This is a genomic window from Pseudomonas sp. P4_D7, assembly GCF_056401755.1.
Map to the genome: position 1 here is coordinate 31866 of NZ_JBFUIR010000001.1, position 21715 is coordinate 53580.

Genomic DNA, 21715 nt, shown 5'->3' on the forward strand with positions numbered 1-21715 from the left:
CGCTAGCCGTCAAGCGGGTCATGCTTTATTATCCAGCATCTTTTTCAGACCATCGAGAGGCGTGCGGCCCACACCGCGGGCAGATGGCACGCAGGAAGCCCGGACTAATAAGATGGCATTGAAATCCCCCGCGTTTCGTAAAAAATTTCCGTTGTTGGTAACCGGCAGTCTGCTGGCTATGCAACCTCTGGCCAGTCAATTCGTTGTTGCCGCCGAGCAGTATGACTGCTCCGTCTCGGCTTCGGGTGGTTGGGCCTGTGCGCCCAAATCAACCGCTGCTGCGTTGCCGCCGCGTCCGGTGCATGACGGCAGTGCCGTCAGTGCTACGGGCGAAGCGGCGACCGAGAACGGTTCGGCTGCCGACACAGCGCCTAAAACGGCGCTGGTCACCGAAGCCAAGGGCCGCGGTTTGAAATCCCGTAGCGAAGACTTCAGTCACCTCGACTGGGTTCCGCGCGAGAAGCTCACCGCCGCTCAATTGGCCGAGACCGGGCCTTACTGCTCTGGTGCCTACATCGAACCGATTCGTCCTGGCATGAATGACAAGACGAACAAAAGCGATGCTCCGACCTTTATCGGCGCAAAAGCCTCGCGCTATAACACCGATGATCAAGTCGGTACGCTGGCCGGTGATGTTGTACTGCGTCAGGGCAGCATGCAGGTCGAATCCGACGAGGCCAGCCTGTATCAGGCCGAGAGCCGCGCCGAACTCAATGGCGATGTACGTATCCGCGACAACGGCGCGCTGATCGTCGGCGACCACGCCGATGTGCAGCTCGACACCGGTGAAGCCAAGGTCGACAACGCCGAATACGTGATGCACAAATCGCGTATCCGCGGTAACGCGCTGTACGCCAAGCGTGCCGAGAACGCGATCATCCGTTTGAAGGACGGCACGTACACCACGTGCGAACCGAACAGCAACGCCTGGCAGCTCAAGGGCAACAACATCACCTTGAACCCGGCCACCGGTTTCGGTACCGCGACCAACGTGACGTTGCGCGTTAAAGACATTCCGATTCTGTACACGCCGTACATCTACTTCCCGATCGACGACCGTCGCCAGTCGGGCTTCCTGCCGCCGACCATTGGCAGCGGCAGCGATACCGGCTTCATGCTGGTCACCCCGTACTACTTCAACCTGGCGCCGAACTACGACGCCACGTTGTACCCGCGCTACATGAGCAAGCGTGGCATGTTGGTGGAAGGCGAATTCCGTTACCTGACCAAGTCGAGTGAAGGTCAGTTTGGTGCTGCATATCTGAACGATGACGATACCGAGCGCAGCAAGCAGACCGACTACGAAAAAACCCGCTACATGTACAACTGGCAGCACAAGGGCGGTCTCGACTCTCGTGTGCTCACCGAAGTCGACTACACCAAGATCAGCGATCCGTATTATTTCCAGGATCTGCAGACCGATCAGATTGGTGTGAAATCCAGCGACTTCGTGAACCAGCAGGGCGCGGTTACTTATCGTGGCGACAGCTATACCGCTCGCTTGAATGCTCAGCAGTACCAATTGGCTACCGTTTCGAACATCACACCGTATGGTCGTCTGCCGCAGATCACCTTCAATGGTCAACTGCCGTATCACCCGGAGGGTCTGAACTTCGATTACGAGACGGAGCTTGTCCGGTTTGATCGTGATCTGAAAACTGGCCAGTTCATTGATGAAAACGGGGTTGGAGAGGATCGTCTCGATACTCACGTATCCGGCTTGGCTCGAGCAAACGGCGACCGTCTGAACCTGAAACCAGGTGTCAGTCTGCCGATGAACTGGACTTACGGCTTCCTGAAACCGTCGCTCAAGTATCAGTACACCCAGTACCAACTGGACCTGGACAACACCGGTAAATCGCAGATCGATTTAATGACTGCTGAGCAGAAAAAACTCAACGGTGAATTCGACAGCAACCAGAACCGTGGCGTACCAATCGCCAGTATCGACAGCGGCCTGTACTTCGACCGCAATACGTCGTTCTTCGGCAAAAACTACCGCCAGAGCCTGGAACCACGCCTGTTCTACCTCTATGTACCGAAGGTTGATCAGGAAGATATTCCAGTATTCGACACCAGCGAATACACCTTCAACTACGCCTCGCTGTTCCGCGACAACCGCTTCTCCGGCTCCGACCGTGTCGGCGACGAGAACAAGCTGTCGCTGGGCGTGACCAGCCGTTGGATTGAAGACAACGGTTTCGAGCGTCAACGCATCAGCGTCGGTCAGGCTTACTACTTCAAGGATCGTGAAGTACAACTGCCAGGCATCGCGTTCAAAGATCGCAAAGATGCCCAGTCCAACGTTTCGCCATATGCACTGGAATACGAATACCGCTGGAACCGCGACTGGCGCACCACGGCCGACTACAACTGGGATCCGGACAGCCGCAGCCCACGTTCCGGCAGCGCGATGTTCCACTACCAGCCTGAAGACAACCCGAACAAGGTTATCAACGCCGGCTATCGCTATCGCAATGACCAGGTTCGTTACGACCAGAACACCGGTAAATGGTCGGTGGGCGGTGGTGACTACGGCACCCCTGGCCAGCCTGGCTACGTGAAGGACTACTACAAGATCCAGCAGCATGACTTCTCGGTCATCTGGCCGATCGTTCCACAGTGGAACGCGATCAGCCGCTGGCAGTATGACTACAACCGTAACCGTACCCTGGAAGCCTTCGGTGGTTTCGAGTACGACAACTGCTGCTGGAAACTGCGCCTGATCAACCGTTACTGGGTTTCCTATGACGAGTTCAGCCAGGAAGCTCCGCAAAACGAAAAAGGCGACCATGGCGTCTTCCTCCAAATTGTTCTGAAGGGACTCGGCGGCCTCACTGGCGCCAAGGTAGAGAGCTTCCTCGACAAAGGCATTCAAGGTTATCGTGAACGTGAAGACCAAGCTTTCTGATTGTCTGCGCCCGCTGATGCTGGGCGCGCTGTTCCTGGGTACTGCGGCGAACGCCGCAGTTCAATCCATCGACAAAGTGGTAGCGATCGTCGACAACGATGTGGTCATGCAGAGCCAACTGGACCAGCGCGTCCACGAAGTGCAGCAGACCATCGCCAAGCGTGGTGGCGGCCTGCCGCCTCCTGGCGTACTGGATCAACAGGTGCTTGAGCGCCTGATCGTCGAAAACCTGCAACTGCAGATCGGCGAACGCTCCGGCATCCGCATCACCGATGAAGAACTGAACCAGGCGGTCGGCACCATTGCCCAGCGCAATAACATGTCGGTTGAGCAGTTCCGTGCTGCTCTGGCTCGCGACGGCCTGTCCTACGACGACGCCCGTGACCAGATCAAACGCGAAATGGTCATCAGCCGCGTACGTCAACGCCGCGTGGCAGAACGCATTCAGGTCTCCGAGCAGGAAGTGAAGAACTTCCTCGCTTCCGACCTGGGCAAAATGCAACTGTCCGAAGAGCTGCACCTGGCCAACATCCTGATCCCGACGCCGGAAAGCGCCAACTCTGAAGCGATTCAGAACGCTGCCCGTCAGGCCATGGAGGTTTACCAGCAACTCAAGCAAGGCGCTGACTTCGGCCAGATGGCCGTTGCCAAGTCCGGCAGCGACAACGCACTGGAAGGCGGCGACATGGGCTGGCGTAAAGCCGCGCAACTGCCTCCGCCGTTCGACCGCGAGTTGAGCAGCATGGCTGTTGGCGACATCACGCAACCTGCACGCACGCCGGGTGGTTTCATCATCCTCAAGCTGCTGGCAAAACGTGGTGGCGAAGCGCAGATGCGCGACGAAGTGCATGTACGTCACATTCTGGTTAAGCCGAGCCCGATTCGCGATGAAGCGAAGACCAAGGCACTGGTTCAATCCTTGTACGAGCGCATTCTGGCCGGTGAAGATTTTGCCACTCTGGCGAAAAGCTATTCCGAAGACCCGGGTTCGGCGCTCAACGGCGGCGACCTGAACTGGATCGACCCGAACGCACTGGTACCGGAATTCCGCGAAGTGATGGCCAAGACCCCACAAGGTCAGCTGTCCAAGCCATTCCAGACTCAATATGGCTGGCACGTTCTGGAAGTCCTTGGCCGTCGCGCCACTGACAGCACTGAACAGGCCCGCGAGCAGCAAGCCATGACCGTACTGCGTAACCGCAAATACGACGAAGAGCTGCAAACCTGGCTGCGTCAGATCCGTGACGAAGCGTACGTAGAGATCAAACTCCCTGGTGCAGACCAGGCAGCGCAGTGAAACCCAAGCGTTTCGCGCTGACACCCGGCGAACCAGCCGGCATCGGTCCCGACCTGTGCCTGCTGCTCGCCTCGCAAGCCCAGCCACATCCCCTGATTGCCATCACCAGCCGCGACTTGCTCCTTGAGCGGGCCGCGCAGCTGGGGCTGGCCGTCACTTTGCTGGATGTTGCGCCTGATCACTGGCCGGACGCTCCGGCGCCCGCAGGCAGCCTGTATGTCTGGGATACGCCGCTCAGCGCCCCCGTGGTTGCCGGGCAACTGGACAAAGCCAACGCCGCATTCGTCCTCGAGACCTTGACCCGCGCCGGCAATGGCTGCCTGAACGGTGATTTCGCCGGAATGATCACCGCGCCTGTGCACAAAGGCGTGATCAACGAGTCCGGCATCGCCTTTTCCGGGCACACAGAATTCCTCGCCGACCTGACTCATACCGCCCAAGTGGTGATGATGCTCGCCACGCGTGGTTTGCGCGTGGCACTGGTCACCACTCACCTGCCCCTGCGCGAGATTGCCGACGCAATCACACCAGAACGGCTGGAGCGCGTGACGCGGATTCTGCACAGCGACCTGCAACACAAATTCGGCATCGCCCAGCCACGCATCCTGGTCTGCGGACTCAACCCGCACGCCGGTGAAGGCGGCCACCTGGGCCATGAAGAAATCGACATCATTGAACCGACATTAGAGCGCCTGCGCGGCGAGGGCATGGACCTTCGTGGCCCGCTGCCTGCCGACACTCTGTTTACCCCCAAATATCTGGAGCACTGCGACGCAGTGCTGGCGATGTACCACGACCAGGGTTTGCCTGTGCTTAAGTACAAAGGCTTCGGCGCTGCCGTCAACGTGACCCTGGGTCTGCCGATCATCCGCACGTCGGTCGATCACGGCACCGCCCTCGATCTGGCCGGCAGCGGCAAGATCGACACCGGCAGCCTGCAAGTCGCCCTGGAAACCGCCTACCAGATGGCCGAGACCCGTTTATGACCGAGCAATACCAACACAAGGCGCGCAAACGCTTTGGCCAGAACTTCCTGCACGATGCCGGCGTTATCGACCGCATCCTGCGCTCCATCAGCGCCAAGTCTGAAGACCGCCTGCTGGAAATCGGCCCGGGCCAGGGCGCACTGACCGCCGGCCTGCTGTCCTCCGGCGCACAACTCGACGTGGTGGAACTGGACAAGGATCTGATCCCGATCCTCAACCAGCAGTTTGCCGGCAAGGACAACTTCAATCTGCATCAGGGCGATGCACTGAAGTTCGACTTCAACACGCTCAACGCCGCGCCAAACAGCCTGCGTGTGGTTGGCAACCTGCCGTACAACATCTCCACGCCGCTGATTTTTCACCTGCTGAACAATGCCGGCATCATTCGCGACATGCACTTCATGCTGCAGAAAGAAGTGGTCGAGCGTCTGGCCGCAGGTCCTGGCGGTGGTGACTGGGGTCGCCTGTCGATCATGGTTCAGTACCATTGCCGTGTGGAACACCTGTTCAACGTCGGTCCCGGCGCGTTCAACCCGCCGCCGAAGGTCGACTCGGCCATCGTCCGCTTGGTGCCGCACGCCGTACTGCCGCACCCGGCCAAGGATCACAAGCTGCTGGAGCGCGTTGTGCGCGAAGCGTTCAACCAACGCCGCAAGACCTTGCGCAATACTCTCAAGCAACTGCTCAGCAATGCCGAGATTGAAGCCGCCGGCGTCGATGGCAGCTTGCGTCCGGAGCAACTGGATCTGGCCGCGTTCGTACGTCTGGCCGACCAGCTCGCGGTACAAGTCCCGGCCTCCCCCGCCGCCGACTGATAAACGATGAACGCTATCGGGCAGGACGCCACTCTGGTTTACTGCCCGATACTTGCCTAGACTGAATCCCCATCAGCTACGCCCCGCGTTCCGCTTCGTTTAAGGCCTCTTGCATGTCCGATTCCCGTTACCAGGTCGATGTCAGCGTCGTCACCCGCTATCTGGCAGACCAATCGCAACCCGAGCACGACCGCTTCGCCTTCGCCTACACCATCACTGTGCAGAACAATGGCGCCATCCCGGCCAAGCTACTTTCGCGGCACTGGGTGATCACCGACGGTGATGGCCATGTAGAGGAGGTGCGCGGCGCTGGCGTGGTCGGCAAACAACCGTTGATCGAGGCCGGTGAAAGCCACACCTACAGCAGCGGTACAGTGATGACAACCAAGGTCGGCACCATGCAGGGCACCTACGAAATGGTCGCCGATGATGGCAAACATTTCGACGCCATCATCAAGCCGTTCCGCCTCGCCGTGCCCGGGTCTTTGCACTGATGGCGACGTATGCCGTCGGCGACCTGCAGGGCTGCCTCGAACCGCTGAAATGCCTGCTCAAGCAAGTGGCGTTCGACCCAAAGCTTGATCGACTGTGGCTGGTCGGTGACCTGGTCAACCGTGGCCCGCAATCACTGGAAACCCTGCGTTTTCTGTATGGCATGCGTGAATCGCTGGTCTGCGTGCTCGGTAACCACGACCTGCATTTGCTGGCAGCGGCTAAAAATATCGAGCGTTTGAAAAAGTCCGACACCCTGCGCGAGATTCTCGATGCCCCAGACAGCGCGGAACTGCTGGAATGGGTACGCCAACAAAAGCTCATGCACTACGACGAGCAGCGCGATGTCGCCATGGTTCACGCCGGCATTCCACCGCAATGGTCGCTGAGCCGCGCACTGAAGTGCGCCGCCGAAGTCGAAACGGCCCTGCGAGACGACAACATGCTGCTCGCCTACCTCGACGGCATGTACGGCAACGATCCAGCGAAATGGGACAACGATCTCAAAGGCGTGACTCGTTTGCGCGTCATCACCAACTACTTCACCCGCATGCGCTTCTGCACCGCCGAAGGCAAACTCGACCTCAAGAGCAAGGAAGGCCTCGACACAGCACCCGCCGGATATAAACCGTGGTTTCAGCACAAGGATCGCAAGACCAAAGGCCTGCGCATCATCTTCGGCCACTGGGCGGCACTCGAAGGCAATGTCCATGAGCCAGGTATCTCGGCGCTCGACACCGGTTGTGTCTGGGGCGGCAGCCTGACCCTGATGAATGTCGACAGCGGCGAACGGCTGTCGTGCAAATGCGACGAACACGGCGGACTCGCGCCAACTGTCGCACCACTTATCCCCAAAACTTCGCCAGTCAGCGCACCGCGTTAGACTGCGCTTTCAGCCGAGCAACAGGAACCCGCCATGAGCGAATTCAAACGAATCCCCCCGGAACAGGCCCAGGCCCTGCGTGAACAAGGTGCTGTCGTCGTCGACGTGCGCGACCCGGCGACTTTCGCCGCCCTGCACATCAGCGGCTCGAAGCATCTGGACAACCATTCCCTGCACGCTTTCATTCAAGGCGCTGACCTTGATGCGCCGACCGTCGTCGTCTGCTATCACGGCAACTCCAGCCAGGGTGCTGCGGCCTACCTGATCAGCCAAGGCTTCTCCGACGTCTACAGCATGGACGGCGGCTTCGAGCTGTGGCGTACGACTTATCCTGCGGAAACTGCGCAAGGCACCGCCGAATAATTTTTTTGTCACGCGCAGGCCCCGGCTGCCGTGGGCCCGCGCTGGCAGACGAACGGTCTTGCCACAACTAATTACGTATCTCGCCTTTACCTCCCGAATTCCCAACTATCCTTAAGCCCAGGCCATCCAAAACAGGGGAGAGCCGGTACACCGGCGCACGGGTCATCGGGAGTGACTTTCACGATTGTCGATCGTGAAAGTGTTCTGGGGGGTAAACAAACAGCTGCCTAAACGGTTGTTTGCCAGCATCGACTGAGTGATCCGGCGTCGGCTCCACGTATCGAGCGAGGTGACGTCATGAGTATCTTTAGCCACTTCCAACAACGCTTCGAGTCCACACGCCAGGAAGAACTCTCGCTGCAAGAGTACCTGGAGCTGTGCAAAAAAGACCGGAGCGCCTACGTTTCTGCCGCCGAGCGTCTATTACTGGCCATCGGTGAACCGGAACTGCTCGACACCTCGACCAATTCGAGGCTGTCACGCATCTTCTCCAACAAGGTGATCCGCCGCTATCCGGCCTTTGAAGACTTCCACGGGATGGAAGAATGCATCGACCAGATCGTTTCGTATTTCCGCCATGCCGCCCAAGGCCTGGAAGAAAAGAAACAGATCCTTTATCTGCTCGGTCCCGTCGGTGGCGGTAAATCGTCCCTGGCCGAAAAGCTGAAACAGCTGATTGAAAAAGTGCCCTTCTACGCCATCAAGGGCTCGCCAGTATTCGAATCGCCTCTGGGTCTGTTCAACGCCACCGAAGATGGCGCGATCCTCGAGGAAGACTTCGGCATTCCACGGCGCTACCTGAACACCATCATGTCGCCTTGGGCGACCAAGCGCTTGGCCGAATTCGGCGGCGACATCAGCCAGTTCCGCGTGGTCAAACTGTACCCGTCGATCCTCAACCAGATCGCCGTAGCCAAGACCGAACCGGGCGACGAGAACAACCAGGACATCTCCGCACTGGTCGGCAAGGTCGACATCCGCAAACTCGAGGAATACCCACAGAACGACGCCGACGCCTACAGCTACTCCGGTGCGCTGTGCCGGGCCAACCAAGGCCTGATGGAATTCGTCGAAATGTTCAAGGCACCCATCAAGGTGCTGCACCCATTGCTGACCGCGACGCAAGAAGGCAACTACAACAGTACCGAAGGCCTCGGCGCGATTCCGTTCACCGGGATCCTGCTCGCCCACTCCAACGAATCGGAATGGCACACTTTCCGCAACAACAAGAACAACGAAGCGTTCATCGACCGGATCTATATCGTCAAAGTGCCGTACTGCCTGCGCGTCAGTGACGAAGTGAAGATCTACGACAAACTGCTGTTCAACAGCTCCCTGGCCAAAGCGCATTGCGCGCCTGACACCCTGAAGATGCTCGCGCAGTTCACTGTGCTGTCGCGCCTCAAGGAGCCGGAAAACTCCAACATCTATTCGAAGATGCGCGTCTACGACGGCGAAAACCTCAAAGACACCGATCCGAAAGCCAAGTCGATCCAGGAATACCGCGACTCGGCAGGCGTCGACGAAGGCATGAACGGTCTGTCGACCCGGTTTGCCTTCAAGATCCTGTCCAAGGTCTTCAACTTCGATCCGCATGAAATCGCTGCCAACCCGGTGCATCTGCTCTATGTGCTGGAACAGCAGATCGAACAGGAACAATTCCAGGCTGAAACCCGCGAGCGCTACCTGCGCTACCTGAAGGAATATCTGGCGCCGCGTTATATCGAATTCATCGGCAAGGAGATCCAGACCGCGTACCTCGAGTCTTACAGCGAGTACGGCCAGAACATCTTCGACCGCTACGTGCTGTACGCGGACTTCTGGATTCAGGATCAGGAATACCGCGATCCGGAAACCGGCGAGATTCTCAACCGCGTCGCGCTGAACGAAGAACTGGAGAAAATCGAAAAACCGGCCGGCATCAGCAATCCGAAGGATTTCCGCAACGAGATCGTCAACTTCGTACTACGCGCACGCGCCAACAACAACGGCAAGAACCCGACCTGGCTCAGCTACGAAAAACTGCGGGTGGTCATCGAGAAGAAAATGTTCTCCAACACCGAAGATCTGCTGCCAGTCATCAGCTTCAACGCCAAGGCCAGCAAAGAGGATCAGCAAAAGCACAACGACTTCGTCACTCGAATGGTCGAACGCGGCTACACCGACAAACAGGTACGGCTTCTTTCCGAATGGTACCTACGGGTACGGAAGTCGCAGTGAAGCAGCTGCAAGCTTCTAGCTACGAGCTGCAAGAACAAAGCGCGTAACCCACTGATGCCCGGGAACCTGCTTTTACTTGCAGCTTGAAGCTCACAACTTGAAGCTGCCCGGAGGGCTTCCTATGAGTTATGTGATCGACCGACGTCTCAATGGCAAGAACAAGAGCACGGTGAACCGTCAGCGCTTCCTGCGGCGTTACCGTGACCACATCAAGAAGGCTGTCGAAGAGGCGGTCAGCCGGCGCTCCATTACCGATATGGAGCACGGTGAACAGATCAGTATTCCCGGTCGCGACATCGACGAACCGGTGCTTCACCATGGCCGCGGCGGCAAGCAGACCGTGGTGCATCCGGGCAACAAGGAGTTCACCGCCGGCGAACACATCGCCCGCCCGCCGGGAGGCGGTGGCGGACGCGGTCCGGGCAAGGCCGGAAACTCCGGCGAGGGCATGGACGAATTCGTCTTCCAGATCACTCAGGAAGAATTCCTCGAATTCATGTTCGAAGACCTCGAACTGCCGAACCTGGTCAAACGCAACCTGAGCGGCACCGACACTTTCAAAACCGTGCGCGCCGGGATCAGCAACGAAGGCAACCCGTCGCGCATCAATATCATCCGCACCCTGCGTTCGGCTCATGCGCGACGCATTGCCCTTTCCGGTAGCAGTCGAGCGAAACTGCGTGAAGTCAAAGAAGAACTTGAGCGTCTGAGACGCGAAGAGCCGGACAACTTCGGCGATATTCAGGAACTCGAGGCGGAAATCGAAAAACTCAGCGCGCGCATTCACCGCGTGCCGTTCCTCGATACATTCGACTTGAAGTACAACCTGCTGATCAAGCAGCCCAACCCCAGTTCAAAAGCGGTGATGTTCTGCCTGATGGACGTCTCCGGCTCCATGACCCAGGCGACCAAGGACATCGCCAAACGCTTTTTCATCCTGTTGTACCTGTTCCTGAAACGGAACTACGACAAGATCGATGTCGTGTTCATCCGCCACCACACCAGCGCCCGGGAAGTCGACGAAGAGGAGTTTTTCTATTCACGGGAAACCGGCGGCACCATCGTTTCCAGTGCCCTGAAACTGATGCAGGAGATCATGGCCGAGCGTTACCCGAGCAACGAGTGGAATATCTACGCGGCGCAGGCTTCCGACGGCGACAACTGGAATGATGACTCGCCAATCTGCCGCGACATCCTGATCAACCAGATCATGCCGTTTGTGCAGTACTACACTTACGTGGAGATCACCCCGCGCGAACATCAGGCCTTGTGGTACGAGTACGAACGCATCGCCGAAGCCTTCTCTGACACTTTTGCCCAACAGCAACTGGTCTCGGCCGGGGATATCTATCCGGTCTTCCGTGAACTCTTCCAGCGCAGGTTAGTGACATGACCGCCAAAGAGCAGAAGCGCCAACCCATTTCCACCGGCTCCGAATGGACGTTCGAGCTGATCCAGACCTATGACCGCGAAATAGCCCGGATCGCGGCCCGCTATGCGCTGGATACCTACCCCAACCAGATTGAAGTGATCACCGCCGAGCAGATGATGGATGCGTATGCCTCGGTGGGCATGCCACTGGGCTACCACCACTGGTCCTACGGCAAACACTTCCTCAGCACGGAAAAGTCGTACAGCCGTGGGCAGATGGGCCTCGCCTACGAAATCGTGATCAACTCTGACCCGTGCATTGCCTATCTGATGGAGGAAAACACCATCTGCATGCAGGCGCTGGTAGTGGCGCATGCCTGTTACGGGCATAACAGTTTCTTCAAGGGCAATTACCTGTTCCGCACCTGGACCGACGCCAGCTCGATCATCGATTACCTGGTGTTTGCCAAGCAGTACATCATGCAGTGCGAGGAGCGTCACGGCATCGATGCAGTAGAAGACCTGCTCGACTCCTGCCATGCGTTGATGAACTACGGCGTCGACCGCTACAAACGTCCTTACCCGATTTCCGCCGAAGAAGAACGGCGTCGGCAGAAGGATCGTGAAGAGCACATGCAAAAGCAGATCAACGATTTGTGGCGCACCATTCCCAAAGGCGCGGATAAATACAGCGACAAGGACAACGCACGCTTCCCGGCCGAGCCGCAGGAAAACATCCTGTACTTCATCGAAAAACACGCGCCGTTACTGGAACCGTGGCAGCGCGAGATCGTGCGGATCGTGCGCAAGATCGCCCAGTACTTCTACCCGCAACGCCAGACCCAAGTGATGAACGAGGGCTGGGCAACATTCTGGCACTACACGCTGATGAACGACCTGTATGACGAAGGGCTGGTTACCGACGGCTTCATGATGGAATTTCTCACCTCGCACACCAGCGTGGTGTTTCAGCCAGGTTTCGATAGCCCTTACTACAACGGCATCAACCCCTACGCGCTGGGTTTCGCCATGTATCGCGACATCCGGCGCATGTGTGAAGAACCTACCGAAGAGGATCGTCACTGGTTCCCGGAAATTGCCGGGAGCGACTGGCTGTCGACCATCAAATTCGCCATGAGCAGCTTCAAGGATGAGAGTTTCATCCTGCAGTATCTATCGCCGAAAGTGATCCGTGACCTGAAACTGTTCAGCATCATGGATGACGATCAGAAGGACGACTTGTTGGTGCCTGCGATTCATGACGAACCTGGCTACCGGATCATCCGCGAAACACTGGCCGCGCAATACAACCTCGGCAATCGTGAACCGAACGTGCAGATCTACAGCATCGATCGGCGCGGCGACCGCTCACTGACCTTGCGTCACCAACAGCACGATCGCAAACCGCTGGGAGACTCCACTGACGAAGTGCTTAAACATCTGCATCGCTTGTGGGGCTTCGATATCCATCTGGAAACCCTGCAAGGCGACCAGATCATGAAAACCCACCACGTACCGCCACGCAGTGAACACAGCGAAGGGGATTACGGTCGACTTGACCTTGCCGTCATTCATCTTTGATCCGGTTTCGGCCTCCGAAAGTCTGACGCAAGGGTTATTCTGTCGGGCTAACGGAGGTTTTTTATGCAGATTTTCAAGGTTGGCGGTGCCGTACGTGATCGCTTGCTGGGCAAACCAGTCACCGACATCGATTGGGTCGTAGTCGGTGCCACCACGGAAGAAATGCTCGCCCAGGGTTATCGCCCGGTTGGCGCGGATTTCCCCGTGTTTCTTCATCCCAAAAGCGGCGAGGAGTACGCCCTCGCCCGCACCGAACGCAAGAGCGGGCGCGGTTATGGCGGTTTCACTTTTCACGCCAGCCCCGAAGTGACGCTTGAGGAAGACCTGATTCGTCGCGACCTGACCATCAACGCCATGGCCGAGGACAATGAGCACAATCTGACCGATCCCTACCATGGCCAGCGCGATCTTGAAGCCCGGATTCTGCGTCACGTTTCTCCGGCGTTCGCCGAAGATCCCCTCCGCGTATTGCGCGTTGCCCGCTTCGCAGCGCGCTATGCCGGGCTGGGTTTTACTGTCGCACCGGAGACGCTGGAATTGATGCGTCAGCTCAGCGAGTCCGGTGAGCTGGAGGCGTTGACCGCTGAACGTAGCTGGAAAGAAATCTCCCGGGCACTGATGGAAGATCAGCCGCAAGTGTTCATTCAGGTACTGCGCGACTGCGGCGCACTGAAAGTACTGATGCCAGAAGTCGACGCGCTTTTCGGTGTGCCACAACCGGAAGCGCATCACCCGGAAATCGATACCGGCCTGCACACCCTCAGCGTCCTGGAGCAATCGGCGCGGCACAAACAACCGCTGACGGTCCGCTGGGCTTGCCTGCTGCACGATCTCGGCAAAGGTCTGACCCCAGAGGAAGAGTGGCCGCGACACATCGCCCATGAGCACACGGGGTTGAAGCTGATCAAAGCGGTCAACGAACGCTTTAAGGCACCAAAGGATTGTCAGGAGTTGGCCTTGTTGGTCGGCAAGTACCACACCCACAGCCACCGGGCGCTGGAGTTGAAGGCCTCGACGCTGCTTGAGCTGTTGCAGAGCTTTGATGTGTATCGCCGACCGCAGCGGTTTGAAGAGTTTATCGCGGCATGCGAAATGGACGCCCGAGGCCGTAAAGGGCTGGAGCAGAGAAGTTATCCACAGGCGGATTATTTGCGCGGTGCGGCGAAGGCTGCGCGAGAGGTTGCGGTGCAGCCGTTACTGGAGAAGGGATTCAAGGGCCCGGAACTGGGCGAAGCGCTGAAACGTGAGCGACTGAAGGCGTTGAAGGCTTACAAAGAGAACGCCTGAAGCAAGATCAGAAGATCGCAGCCTGCGGCAGCTCCTACAGAGAAACGCATATTCCCGTGTAGGAGCTGCCGCAGGCTGCGATCTTTTGCTTTTAAAGATTCGGCGGGGTCAATTGCGCACCACACCACTCGAACGCAACTGGCGCTAAAACCTGGTCAATCTGCGCCTCTGCCCACAACGTCGCGAAGCTCTTTCCCACCCCCGGATGCACGCGATCCGGCGCAATCAGCGACAGCGGCCACAGCACAAAAGCATTTTTCAGAATCTCCGCGCGCGGCAGAACCAGTCCGTCGAAATTCCCCGCCAGATCACCATACAACAGCACGTCGATATCCAGCGGCAAGCCCTTGCGATCAGGCGCATAGCGACCGTTATCCGCCTCAATGAATTTCAAGCGGCGATCCAGTTCCATCAACGGCAGGTCGGTATACGCCGACACCACGAAATTGAAGAACGGCCCGCTCTTGATGCCCACAGGCGCGCTTTCGAACACCGCCGAACAGCGGACATCCACCAGAAACGTCGCCAAAGCGTCGAGTCCAGCGCGCAAATGAGTTTCGCGCTCGATATTGCTACCGAGCCCGAGGTAGACCTGAGTCAGCGACATCCGCGCTCGATCTCCACACCCACGCCGCCCTTGGCAGCCGGAACGGCGCCGGGTTTGGTCAGCTTCAGGCGTACCCAAGTGATCTTGAATTCGCTCATCAGCACTTCAACCAGACGTTCGGCGAAGGTCTCGACCAGTTGAAACTGCGCTTGCTCGGCAAACGCCTGAATTCGCGTGGACACGCTGGCGTAGTCGAGCGCCAGGGTCAGGTCATCACCGGCGGCGGCCGGGCGATTGTCCCAGGCGAAGCTCAGATCAAGGCGCAGGCACTGGCGGATGCCGCGCTCCCAGTCGTAGGCACCAATCACGGTGTCGACTTCCAGGCCTTCGATAAACACTCTGTCCAAGCACTTCTCTCCGCTGCACGACAAGGGCGCAATGCGCCGTTAGAATCAGGGCGTCCTCGCCCGGAATAGTTAGCATGTTTTGGTTACTGGCGACTCTCGCCTACCTGCTCGGCTCGCTGTCCTTCGCCATTTTGCTCAGCCGCCTGACCGGAAACCCGGATCCGCGAATGAGTGGCTCGGGTAATGCCGGTGCCACCAACATGCTGCGCCTGGCCGGTCGCAAACTGGCGATCCTGACCCTGCTGGGTGATCTGTGCAAAGGCCTGGTGCCGGTGCTGATCGCTTCGACTGCCGGCCTTTCGCTGCAGGATCAGGCGTGGATCGGCGTGTGCGCCGTGATCGGTCACCTGTTCCCGCTGTACTTTCGCTTTCGTGGCGGCAAAGGTGTCGCCACCGCTGCCGGCATGCTGCTGGGCCTGTATCCGCCCGCCGCGCTGCTGGCAGTATGCGCCTGGTTACTGACGTTTTACCTGACCCGCACCAGCTCGCTCGCAGCACTGATCGCAACCCCCTTAACCCTGCCTTTGCTGGCCTGGCAGGAACCGGAAGCGCTGCTGCCGATGAGCGCGCTGACACTGCTGATCGTCTGGCGCCACCGCGGCAATCTACGCGACCTGTTTGCCGGGCGCGAACGGCATTTTTAAATACCGGCCATGAGCGCCACTCATCACAACGCCGACAATTGCTCCATCGGCCAGCGCGCCTGCACGCTGATCGCCAGACTTTCCTGCTGACCGGCCTGCAAACGCTGGCAACCGGCAAAGGCGATCATCGCGCCATTGTCGGTACAGAACTCCGGGCGTGCATAAAACACATCGCCCTTCATGTCGCCGAGCATCTTTTCCAGCGAAACACGCAACGCCTTATTGGCGCTGACGCCGCCCGCAATCACCAGACGCTTCATGCCGGCCTGCTTCAGGGCACGCTTGCACTTGATGGTCAAAGTCTCCACCACGGCCTGCTGGAACGCCAGCGCGATGTCGCAACGGGCTTGCTCGCTGTCGTCCCCGGCGTTGACGCACTGCTGCCAGGCGTTGAGCGCAGAGGTTTTCAGACCACTGAAGCTGAATTGCAGACCCGGGCGATCACACATCGGACGCGGGAAGGTAAAACGTCCTGCGACGCCCTTCTCGGCCAGCTTGGCGATTTCCGGCCCACCCGGATAATTGAGACCCATCATCTTCGCGGTTTTGTCGAATGCCTCACCGGCGGCATCATCCAGCGTCTCGCCGAGCAAACTGTATTGGCCAATGCCATCGACCTGAACCAGCTGCGTATGACCACCGGAGACCAACAAAGCGACGAACGGGAATTCGGGCGGTTTCGGCTCCAGCATCGGCGCCAGCAAGTGGCCTTCCATGTGGTGCACGCCGAGCGCCGGAATGCCCCAGGCAAACGCCAGTGCCTGAGCGCAGGAAGCGCCGACCAGCAATGCGCCAACCAGGCCAGGACCCGCGGTATAGGCGATTGCATCGATCTCGGTCGGTACGCAGTCAGCCTCGGCCAACACCTGACGGATCAAGGGCAGCATGCGTTTGACGTGGTCACGCGAGGCCAGCTCCGGCACCACGCCGCCATAAGCGCGGTGCAGGTCGATCTGGCTGAACAGTGCGTCGGCCAGCAGGCCGCGTTCGCTGTCATATAATGCGACGCCGGTTTCGTCGCAGGAGGTTTCTAATCCCAGTACTAGCATGGGTTTGCGCCTTGTTTAGGCTGAATTCGAAGGCGCGCATAATAGTCGCCGCGTGATGCCCCGACCAGCGGTTTTCGATCAGAGGCTTTGCATTCCGAGCGATGAGGGGTTAACATCCGCAACCCTTAAAAACCGACGTCTTCAAGTGCTCTTTTGCCGCGAGGATGTTGACCCCGGTAATGAATGAAGGTAGCTCTGGATGCCAGCCGTCAAAGTTAAAGAGAACGAACCCTTCGACGTAGCTCTGCGTCGTTTCAAGCGCTCCTGCGAAAAAGCCGGTGTACTGGCTGAAGTTCGTAGCCGCGAATTTTACGAGAAGCCAACTTCTGAGCGTAAGCGCAAAGCAGCAGCCGCTGTTAAGCGTCACGCCAAGAAAGTTCAGCGCGAACAGCGCCGCGCCGTTCGTCTGTACTAATACACAGACGTTCGTAGCAAGCTTCTTGCCTAAGCCCGGCTCTCAGCCGGGCTAATGGCATTTGCGTAAAACGCTTGATGCTTCACCGTCGAAGCCGCACACGCGACCGAGACAAATCTGCTTCACGCGTCAGACCTGGCTCTTTTGCCAGCGGTGCACGTCTTTTCTGACGAGCCTTTCAAGGCTACTGACGAGCACACCCACTGATTCCTCTTACGACGATCAGCCCAAGGCACCTGCATGCGTGCCCGCTTTATTGAGCGATCCGAGGCCCTGAACCGGCCGCCAGCGGATTCAGCGCAACACTTTCAAATAGTCGACGACTGATGAGTACTAACGTCAGTGGATTTTCGGCAGATACACTTCCCGACAGCGATTACGCAGACGACACCGGTCGAGCCGCACATTTTGCGTGCTTCAAACAATGACCCGCGTCCGGCAGCCTTTCGCATCGGACTTATTACAGCGCAGACGACGAGAACGCCATGGCCGGGCTGATTCCCCAGAGCTTCATTGACGACCTGCTGAACCGCACCGACATCGTCGATGTGGTCAGTTCGCGCGTGCAATTGAAGAAGGCCGGCAAGAACTACACCGCCTGTTGCCCGTTTCACAAAGAGAAAACGCCGTCTTTCAGCGTCAGCCCCGACAAGCAGTTCTATTACTGTTTCGGCTGTGGCGCCGGCGGCAATGCCCTCGGCTTTCTCATGGATCACGACAACCTGGATTTCCCCCAGGCTGTCGAAGATCTGGCCAAAGCCGCCGGTATGGAAATCCCCCGCGAAGAAAGCGGCCGCGAGCGCAAGCCACGGCAGCCGACCGATTCGCCGCTGTATCCACTGCTCACCGCCGCCGCCGACTTTTACCGGCAGGCGCTCAAGAGCCATCCGGCACGCAAAGCTGCAGTGGATTACCTCAAGGGACGCGGCCTGACTGGCGAGATCGCCCGGGATTTCGGCCTCGGTTTCGCGCCGCCGGGCTGGGACAATCTGTTCAAGCACTTGAGCAGCGATACATTGCAGCAGAAGGCCATGATCGACGCAGGCCTGCTGATCGAGAACGCCGAAACCGGCAAACGCTATGACCGCTTCCGCGATCGCGTAATGTTCCCGATCCGCGACACCCGCGGGCGGATCATCGCTTTCGGCGGCCGCGTACTCGGCGACGACAAGCCGAAATACCTGAACTCACCGGAAACCCCGGTATTCCATAAAGGCCAGGAACTCTATGGCCTCTATGAAGCACGCAAGAACAACCGCAACCTCGACGAAATCATCGTCGTCGAAGGTTACATGGACGTCATCGCCCTCGCACAGCAGGGGCTGAAGAATGCCGTCGCGACGCTGGGCACCGCGACCAGCGAAGAACATTTGAAGCGCCTGTTCCGCGTCGTACCGAACGTGTTGTTCTGTTTCGACGGCGACCAGGCCGGCCGCAACGCCGCGTGGCGCGCCCTGGAAGCAACGCTTTCAAGCCTGCAAGACGGCCGCCGGGCGCGCTTTTTGTTTCTGCCCGAAGGCGAAGACCCGGATACCCTGGTGCGCGCCGAAGGCACTGACGCCTTCAAGGCCCGGATCAATCAGCACGCTCAGCCACTGGCGGATTATTTCTTCCAGCAATTGACCGAAGAAGCCGATCCGCGCTCGCTCGAAGGCAAGGCCCACATGGCCACCCTCGCCGCACCGCTGATCGACAAAGTGCCGGGCGCCAACCTGCGTATTCTGATGCGTCAGCGCCTGACCGAAATCACCGGCCTGAGCAGCGAAACCGTCAGTCAGCTGGCACAAAGCGCGCCACAGGAAGCGCCGCCCGCCTACGATCCGGGCATCGATTACGATGCGATGCCGGACTACAGCGACTACCATCAGCCGCAGGCACAGGATATGTATGTGCCGCAGCAGGAGTGGACGCCGAAAAAGCCCGGCGCTGGCGGCAAGAAGTGGGACAAAAAACCCTGGGACAAGAACGGCAAACGTGGCGGTGATCGCGATCAGCAGCGCCCGCGCACACCGATTGGCGTCGAGTCGCCAACCCTGACCGCCCTGCGCACACTGCTTCATCACCCACAATTGGCCAAGCGCGTCGAAGATGCCGGGCACATTGCGGACGAGAATCAGACCAACGCCCAGTTACTTGTGGCCCTGCTCGAAGCTGTACAGAAGAATCCCAAGCTAAACTCATTTCAGTTGATCGCGCGATGGCACGGCACTGAACAGGGACGCTTGCTCAAGGCTTTGGCAGAAAAGGAGTGGCTGATTGACGGCGATAACCTTGAACAACAGTTTTTCGACACCATTACTAGCTTGTCAGCCCGCCAACGCGAGCGAAATCTGGAACAGTTGCTCAGGAAAGCGCGTCAAAGCGAACTGAGCGTTGAAGAGAAAAACCAACTGCGCGACCTACTAAGTCGCAATGTTTCCGCATCAAACCCGACCTCAACTGGCGCGTGAGGTCATAGCTCAGGTATAATCCTCGGCTTGTTTTTTGCCCGCCAAGACCTTCAGTGGATAGGGTGTTATGTCCGGAAAAGCGCAACAGCAGTCTCGTATTATTGAGTTGATCAAACTGGGTCGTGAGCAGAAGTATCTGACTTACGCCGAGGTCAACGACCACCTGCCCGAGGATATTTCAGATCCTGAGCAGGTGGAAGACATCATCCGCATGATTAACGACATGGGGATCCCCGTACACGAGAGTGCTCCGGATGCGGACGCCCTTATGTTGGCCGACGCCGATACCGACGAGGCCGCTGCGGAAGAAGCAGCCGCTGCGTTGGCAGCGGTGGAGACCGATATCGGTCGCACCACTGACCCTGTGCGCATGTACATGCGTGAAATGGGTACGGTCGAGCTTCTGACTCGTGAAGGCGAAATCGAAATCGCCAAGCGTATCGAAGAGGGCATCCGTGAAGTGATGAGCGCAATCGCGCACTTCCCTGGCACGGTTGACCACATTCTCTCCGAGTACACCCGCGTCACCACCGAAGGTGGTCGCCTGTCCGACGTTCTGAGCGGTTATATCGACCCGGACGACGGCATTGCGCCGCCTGCCGAAGTGCCGCCGCCTGTCGAAGCTAAAGTGGCGAAAGCCGACGACGACACCGACGACGATGAAGCCGAATCTTCCGATGACGAAGAAGAAGCCGAAAGCGGTCCGGATCCGGTCATCGCTGCCCAGCGTTTCGGCGCCGTGGCTGACCAGATGGAAATCACCCGCAAGGCCCTGAAAAAGCACGGTCGCAACAACAAGGCAGCGATTGCCGAGTTGCTCGCACTGGCCGAACTGTTCATGCCGATCAAACTGGTGCCGAAGCAATTCGAAGGCCTGGTCGAGCGTGTCCGCAGTGCCCTGGATCGTCTGCGTCAGCAAGAGCGCGCGATCATGCAACTGTGCGTACGTGATGCACGTATGCCACGCGCCGATTTCCTGCGTCAGTTCCCGAGCAACGAAGTCGACGAAAGCTGGTCCGACGCCCTGGCCAAAGGCAAAAGCAAATACGCCGAAGCCATTGGTCGCGTGCAACCGGACATCATTCGTTGCCAGCAGAAACTGATCGCGCTGGAAACCGAAACCGGTCTGACCATCGCAGAAATCAAGGACATCAACCGTCGCATGTCGATCGGTGAGGCCAAGGCCCGCCGCGCGAAGAAAGAGATGGTTGAAGCCAACCTGCGTCTGGTGATCTCGATCGCCAAGAAGTACACCAACCGTGGCCTGCAATTCCTCGATCTGATCCAGGAAGGCAACATCGGTCTGATGAAAGCGGTAGACAAGTTCGAATACCGTCGTGGTTACAAGTTCTCGACTTATGCCACCTGGTGGATCCGTCAGGCGATCACTCGCTCGATCGCCGACCAGGCCCGCACCATCCGTATTCCGGTGCACATGATCGAGACGATCAACAAGCTCAACCGCATTTCCCGGCAGATGTTGCAGGAAATGGGTCGCGAACCGACCCCGGAAGAGCTGGGCGAACGCATGGAAATGCCTGAGGACAAGATCCGTAAGGTATTGAAGATCGCTAAAGAGCCGATCTCCATGGAAACCCCGATCGGTGATGACGAAGACTCCCATCTGGGTGACTTCATCGAAGACTCGACCATGCAGTCGCCAATCGATGTCGCCACTGTCGAGAGCCTGAAAGAAGCGACTCGCGAAGTGCTGTCCGGCCTCACTGCCCGTGAAGCCAAAGTACTGCGCATGCGTTTCGGTATCGACATGAACACCGACCACACACTCGAAGAAGTGGGCAAACAGTTTGACGTAACGCGTGAGCGGATCCGTCAGATCGAAGCCAAGGCGCTGCGCAAGCTACGCCACCCGACGCGAAGCGAGCATCTGCGCTCCTTCCTCGACGAGTGATACCAGAACCCCCGGCCCAGGCCGGGGGTTTTGTTTATATGGCAGATTAAATCCCTCGCAACACCCCTCCCCCGCATACCCCGTC

General features: G+C 58.4%; 18 protein-coding genes. 15 read left to right on the top strand and 3 right to left on the bottom strand.

Translation table 11 applies throughout. The features are described 5' to 3' along the window. The first annotated feature begins 112 nt into the window (after window positions 1-112). The 11 genes from AC1DVF_RS00160 (at window position 113) to AC1DVF_RS00210 (ending at window position 14206) form a co-directional block, all read left to right on the top strand. A complete protein-coding gene (locus tag AC1DVF_RS00160) occupies window positions 113-2911 on the top strand; it encodes an LPS-assembly protein LptD (protein WP_427119053.1) in 2799 nt (932 codons plus the stop codon). Then, window positions 2892-4208 carry a peptidylprolyl isomerase SurA gene (surA, locus tag AC1DVF_RS00165; protein WP_147307367.1) on the top strand — a complete coding sequence of 439 codons (1317 nt, stop codon included), beginning with the start codon at window positions 2892-2894 and terminating at the stop codon, window positions 4206-4208. Before AC1DVF_RS00160 ends, surA begins: the two co-directional genes overlap by 20 nt. Further along, window positions 4205-5194 carry a 4-hydroxythreonine-4-phosphate dehydrogenase PdxA gene (gene pdxA, locus AC1DVF_RS00170; protein WP_093441935.1) on the top strand — a complete coding sequence of 330 codons (990 nt, stop codon included), beginning with the start codon at window positions 4205-4207 and terminating at the stop codon, window positions 5192-5194. Before surA ends, pdxA begins: the two co-directional genes overlap by 4 nt. Further along, a complete protein-coding gene (gene rsmA / locus AC1DVF_RS00175; protein WP_093441939.1) occupies window positions 5191-6009 on the top strand; it encodes a 16S rRNA (adenine(1518)-N(6)/adenine(1519)-N(6))-dimethyltransferase RsmA in 819 nt (272 codons plus the stop codon). Before pdxA ends, rsmA begins: the two co-directional genes overlap by 4 nt. A gap of 113 nt (window positions 6010-6122) precedes the next feature. Beyond that, a complete protein-coding gene (gene apaG, locus AC1DVF_RS00180; RefSeq protein WP_116254383.1) occupies window positions 6123-6503 on the top strand; it encodes a Co2+/Mg2+ efflux protein ApaG in 381 nt (126 codons plus the stop codon). Then, window positions 6503-7384, top strand: coding sequence for a symmetrical bis(5'-nucleosyl)-tetraphosphatase (locus tag AC1DVF_RS00185; RefSeq protein WP_477781840.1), 882 nt, complete (start codon window positions 6503-6505; stop codon window positions 7382-7384). Before apaG ends, AC1DVF_RS00185 begins: the two co-directional genes overlap by 1 nt. Before the next feature lie 33 nt (window positions 7385-7417). Continuing rightward, window positions 7418-7747: a thiosulfate sulfurtransferase GlpE gene (glpE, locus tag AC1DVF_RS00190; protein WP_016983139.1), complete on the top strand. Its 330-nt coding sequence runs from the start codon at window positions 7418-7420 to the stop codon at window positions 7745-7747. 297 nt (window positions 7748-8044) lie between these two features. After that, window positions 8045-9967, top strand: a complete 1923-nt coding sequence (locus AC1DVF_RS00195) for a PrkA family serine protein kinase (RefSeq protein WP_007910115.1) — start codon at window positions 8045-8047, stop codon at window positions 9965-9967. 121 nt (window positions 9968-10088) lie between these two features. Further along, entirely contained in the window at window positions 10089-11360 is a 1272-nt protein-coding gene (locus AC1DVF_RS00200; protein WP_007910114.1) for a YeaH/YhbH family protein, read from the top strand. Continuing rightward, a complete protein-coding gene (locus AC1DVF_RS00205; protein ID WP_093441957.1) occupies window positions 11357-12919 on the top strand; it encodes a SpoVR family protein in 1563 nt (520 codons plus the stop codon). The genes AC1DVF_RS00200 and AC1DVF_RS00205 overlap by 4 nt, the downstream gene beginning before the upstream one ends. Window positions 12920-12982: 63 nt before the next feature. Further along, on the top strand, window positions 12983-14206 hold the full coding sequence (locus AC1DVF_RS00210) for a multifunctional CCA addition/repair protein (protein WP_477781841.1): 1224 nt from the start codon (window positions 12983-12985) through the stop codon (window positions 14204-14206). A 91-nt stretch (window positions 14207-14297) separates the two neighbouring features. Here the strand turns inward: AC1DVF_RS00210 and folK are convergent, their stop codons facing one another. Then, window positions 14298-14813 (bottom strand): 2-amino-4-hydroxy-6-hydroxymethyldihydropteridine diphosphokinase, encoded by a 516-nt coding sequence (gene folK / locus AC1DVF_RS00215; RefSeq protein WP_477781842.1) that lies wholly within the window; start codon window positions 14811-14813, stop codon window positions 14298-14300. Next, a complete protein-coding gene (gene folB, locus AC1DVF_RS00220) occupies window positions 14804-15160 on the bottom strand; it encodes a dihydroneopterin aldolase (protein ID WP_064390789.1) in 357 nt (118 codons plus the stop codon). The genes folK and folB overlap by 10 nt, the downstream gene beginning before the upstream one ends. Window positions 15161-15234: 74 nt before the next feature. Between folB and plsY the strand changes: the two genes are divergently transcribed. Continuing rightward, the gene (gene plsY / locus AC1DVF_RS00225; protein ID WP_093441972.1) at window positions 15235-15804 is read left to right on the top strand and encodes a glycerol-3-phosphate 1-O-acyltransferase PlsY; all 570 of its coding nucleotides are present in this window, start codon (window positions 15235-15237) and stop codon (window positions 15802-15804) included. A 23-nt stretch (window positions 15805-15827) separates the two neighbouring features. On the opposite strand, the gene tsaD is transcribed toward plsY, so the two are convergent. After that, window positions 15828-16853, bottom strand: a complete 1026-nt coding sequence (gene tsaD, locus AC1DVF_RS00230; protein ID WP_093441977.1) for a tRNA (adenosine(37)-N6)-threonylcarbamoyltransferase complex transferase subunit TsaD — start codon at window positions 16851-16853, stop codon at window positions 15828-15830. Window positions 16854-17052: 199 nt separating this feature from the next. Here tsaD and rpsU point away from each other — a divergent pair, with 199 nt between their 5' ends. From rpsU to rpoD, 3 genes are all read left to right on the top strand, one after another. Beyond that, the gene (gene rpsU / locus AC1DVF_RS00235) at window positions 17053-17268 is read left to right on the top strand and encodes a 30S ribosomal protein S21 (RefSeq protein ID WP_002551877.1); all 216 of its coding nucleotides are present in this window, start codon (window positions 17053-17055) and stop codon (window positions 17266-17268) included. A 485-nt stretch (window positions 17269-17753) separates the two neighbouring features. After that, window positions 17754-19718, top strand: a complete 1965-nt coding sequence (gene dnaG, locus AC1DVF_RS00240; protein WP_093441982.1) for a DNA primase — start codon at window positions 17754-17756, stop codon at window positions 19716-19718. Window positions 19719-19785: 67 nt separating this feature from the next. Next, entirely contained in the window at window positions 19786-21630 is a 1845-nt protein-coding gene (rpoD, locus tag AC1DVF_RS00245) for an RNA polymerase sigma factor RpoD (RefSeq protein WP_093441990.1), read from the top strand. Window positions 21631-21715: the final 85 nt, after the last annotated feature.

Excerpts from the sequence above, each read along its gene's own strand:
- AC1DVF_RS00160 (WP_427119053.1), top strand. The coding sequence starts at position 113 with ATGGCATTGAAATCCCCCGCGTTTCGTAAAAAATTTCCGTTGTTGGTA.
- rsmA (WP_093441939.1), top strand. The coding sequence starts at position 5,191 with ATGACCGAGCAATACCAACACAAGGCGCGCAAACGCTTTGGCCAGAAC.
- apaG (WP_116254383.1), top strand. The coding sequence starts at position 6,123 with ATGTCCGATTCCCGTTACCAGGTCGATGTCAGCGTCGTCACCCGCTAT.
- AC1DVF_RS00185 (WP_477781840.1), top strand. The coding sequence starts at position 6,503 with ATGGCGACGTATGCCGTCGGCGACCTGCAGGGCTGCCTCGAACCGCTG.
- glpE (WP_016983139.1), top strand. The coding sequence starts at position 7,418 with ATGAGCGAATTCAAACGAATCCCCCCGGAACAGGCCCAGGCCCTGCGT.
- AC1DVF_RS00195 (WP_007910115.1), top strand. The coding sequence starts at position 8,045 with ATGAGTATCTTTAGCCACTTCCAACAACGCTTCGAGTCCACACGCCAG.
- AC1DVF_RS00200 (WP_007910114.1), top strand. The coding sequence starts at position 10,089 with ATGAGTTATGTGATCGACCGACGTCTCAATGGCAAGAACAAGAGCACG.
- AC1DVF_RS00205 (WP_093441957.1), top strand. The coding sequence starts at position 11,357 with ATGACCGCCAAAGAGCAGAAGCGCCAACCCATTTCCACCGGCTCCGAA.
- AC1DVF_RS00210 (WP_477781841.1), top strand. The coding sequence starts at position 12,983 with ATGCAGATTTTCAAGGTTGGCGGTGCCGTACGTGATCGCTTGCTGGGC.
- folK (WP_477781842.1), bottom strand. The coding sequence starts at position 14,813 with ATGTCGCTGACTCAGGTCTACCTCGGGCTCGGTAGCAATATCGAGCGC.
- plsY (WP_093441972.1), top strand. The coding sequence starts at position 15,235 with ATGTTTTGGTTACTGGCGACTCTCGCCTACCTGCTCGGCTCGCTGTCC.
- tsaD (WP_093441977.1), bottom strand. The coding sequence starts at position 16,853 with ATGCTAGTACTGGGATTAGAAACCTCCTGCGACGAAACCGGCGTCGCA.
- rpsU (WP_002551877.1), top strand. The coding sequence starts at position 17,053 with ATGCCAGCCGTCAAAGTTAAAGAGAACGAACCCTTCGACGTAGCTCTG.
- dnaG (WP_093441982.1), top strand. The coding sequence starts at position 17,754 with ATGGCCGGGCTGATTCCCCAGAGCTTCATTGACGACCTGCTGAACCGC.
- rpoD (WP_093441990.1), top strand. The coding sequence starts at position 19,786 with ATGTCCGGAAAAGCGCAACAGCAGTCTCGTATTATTGAGTTGATCAAA.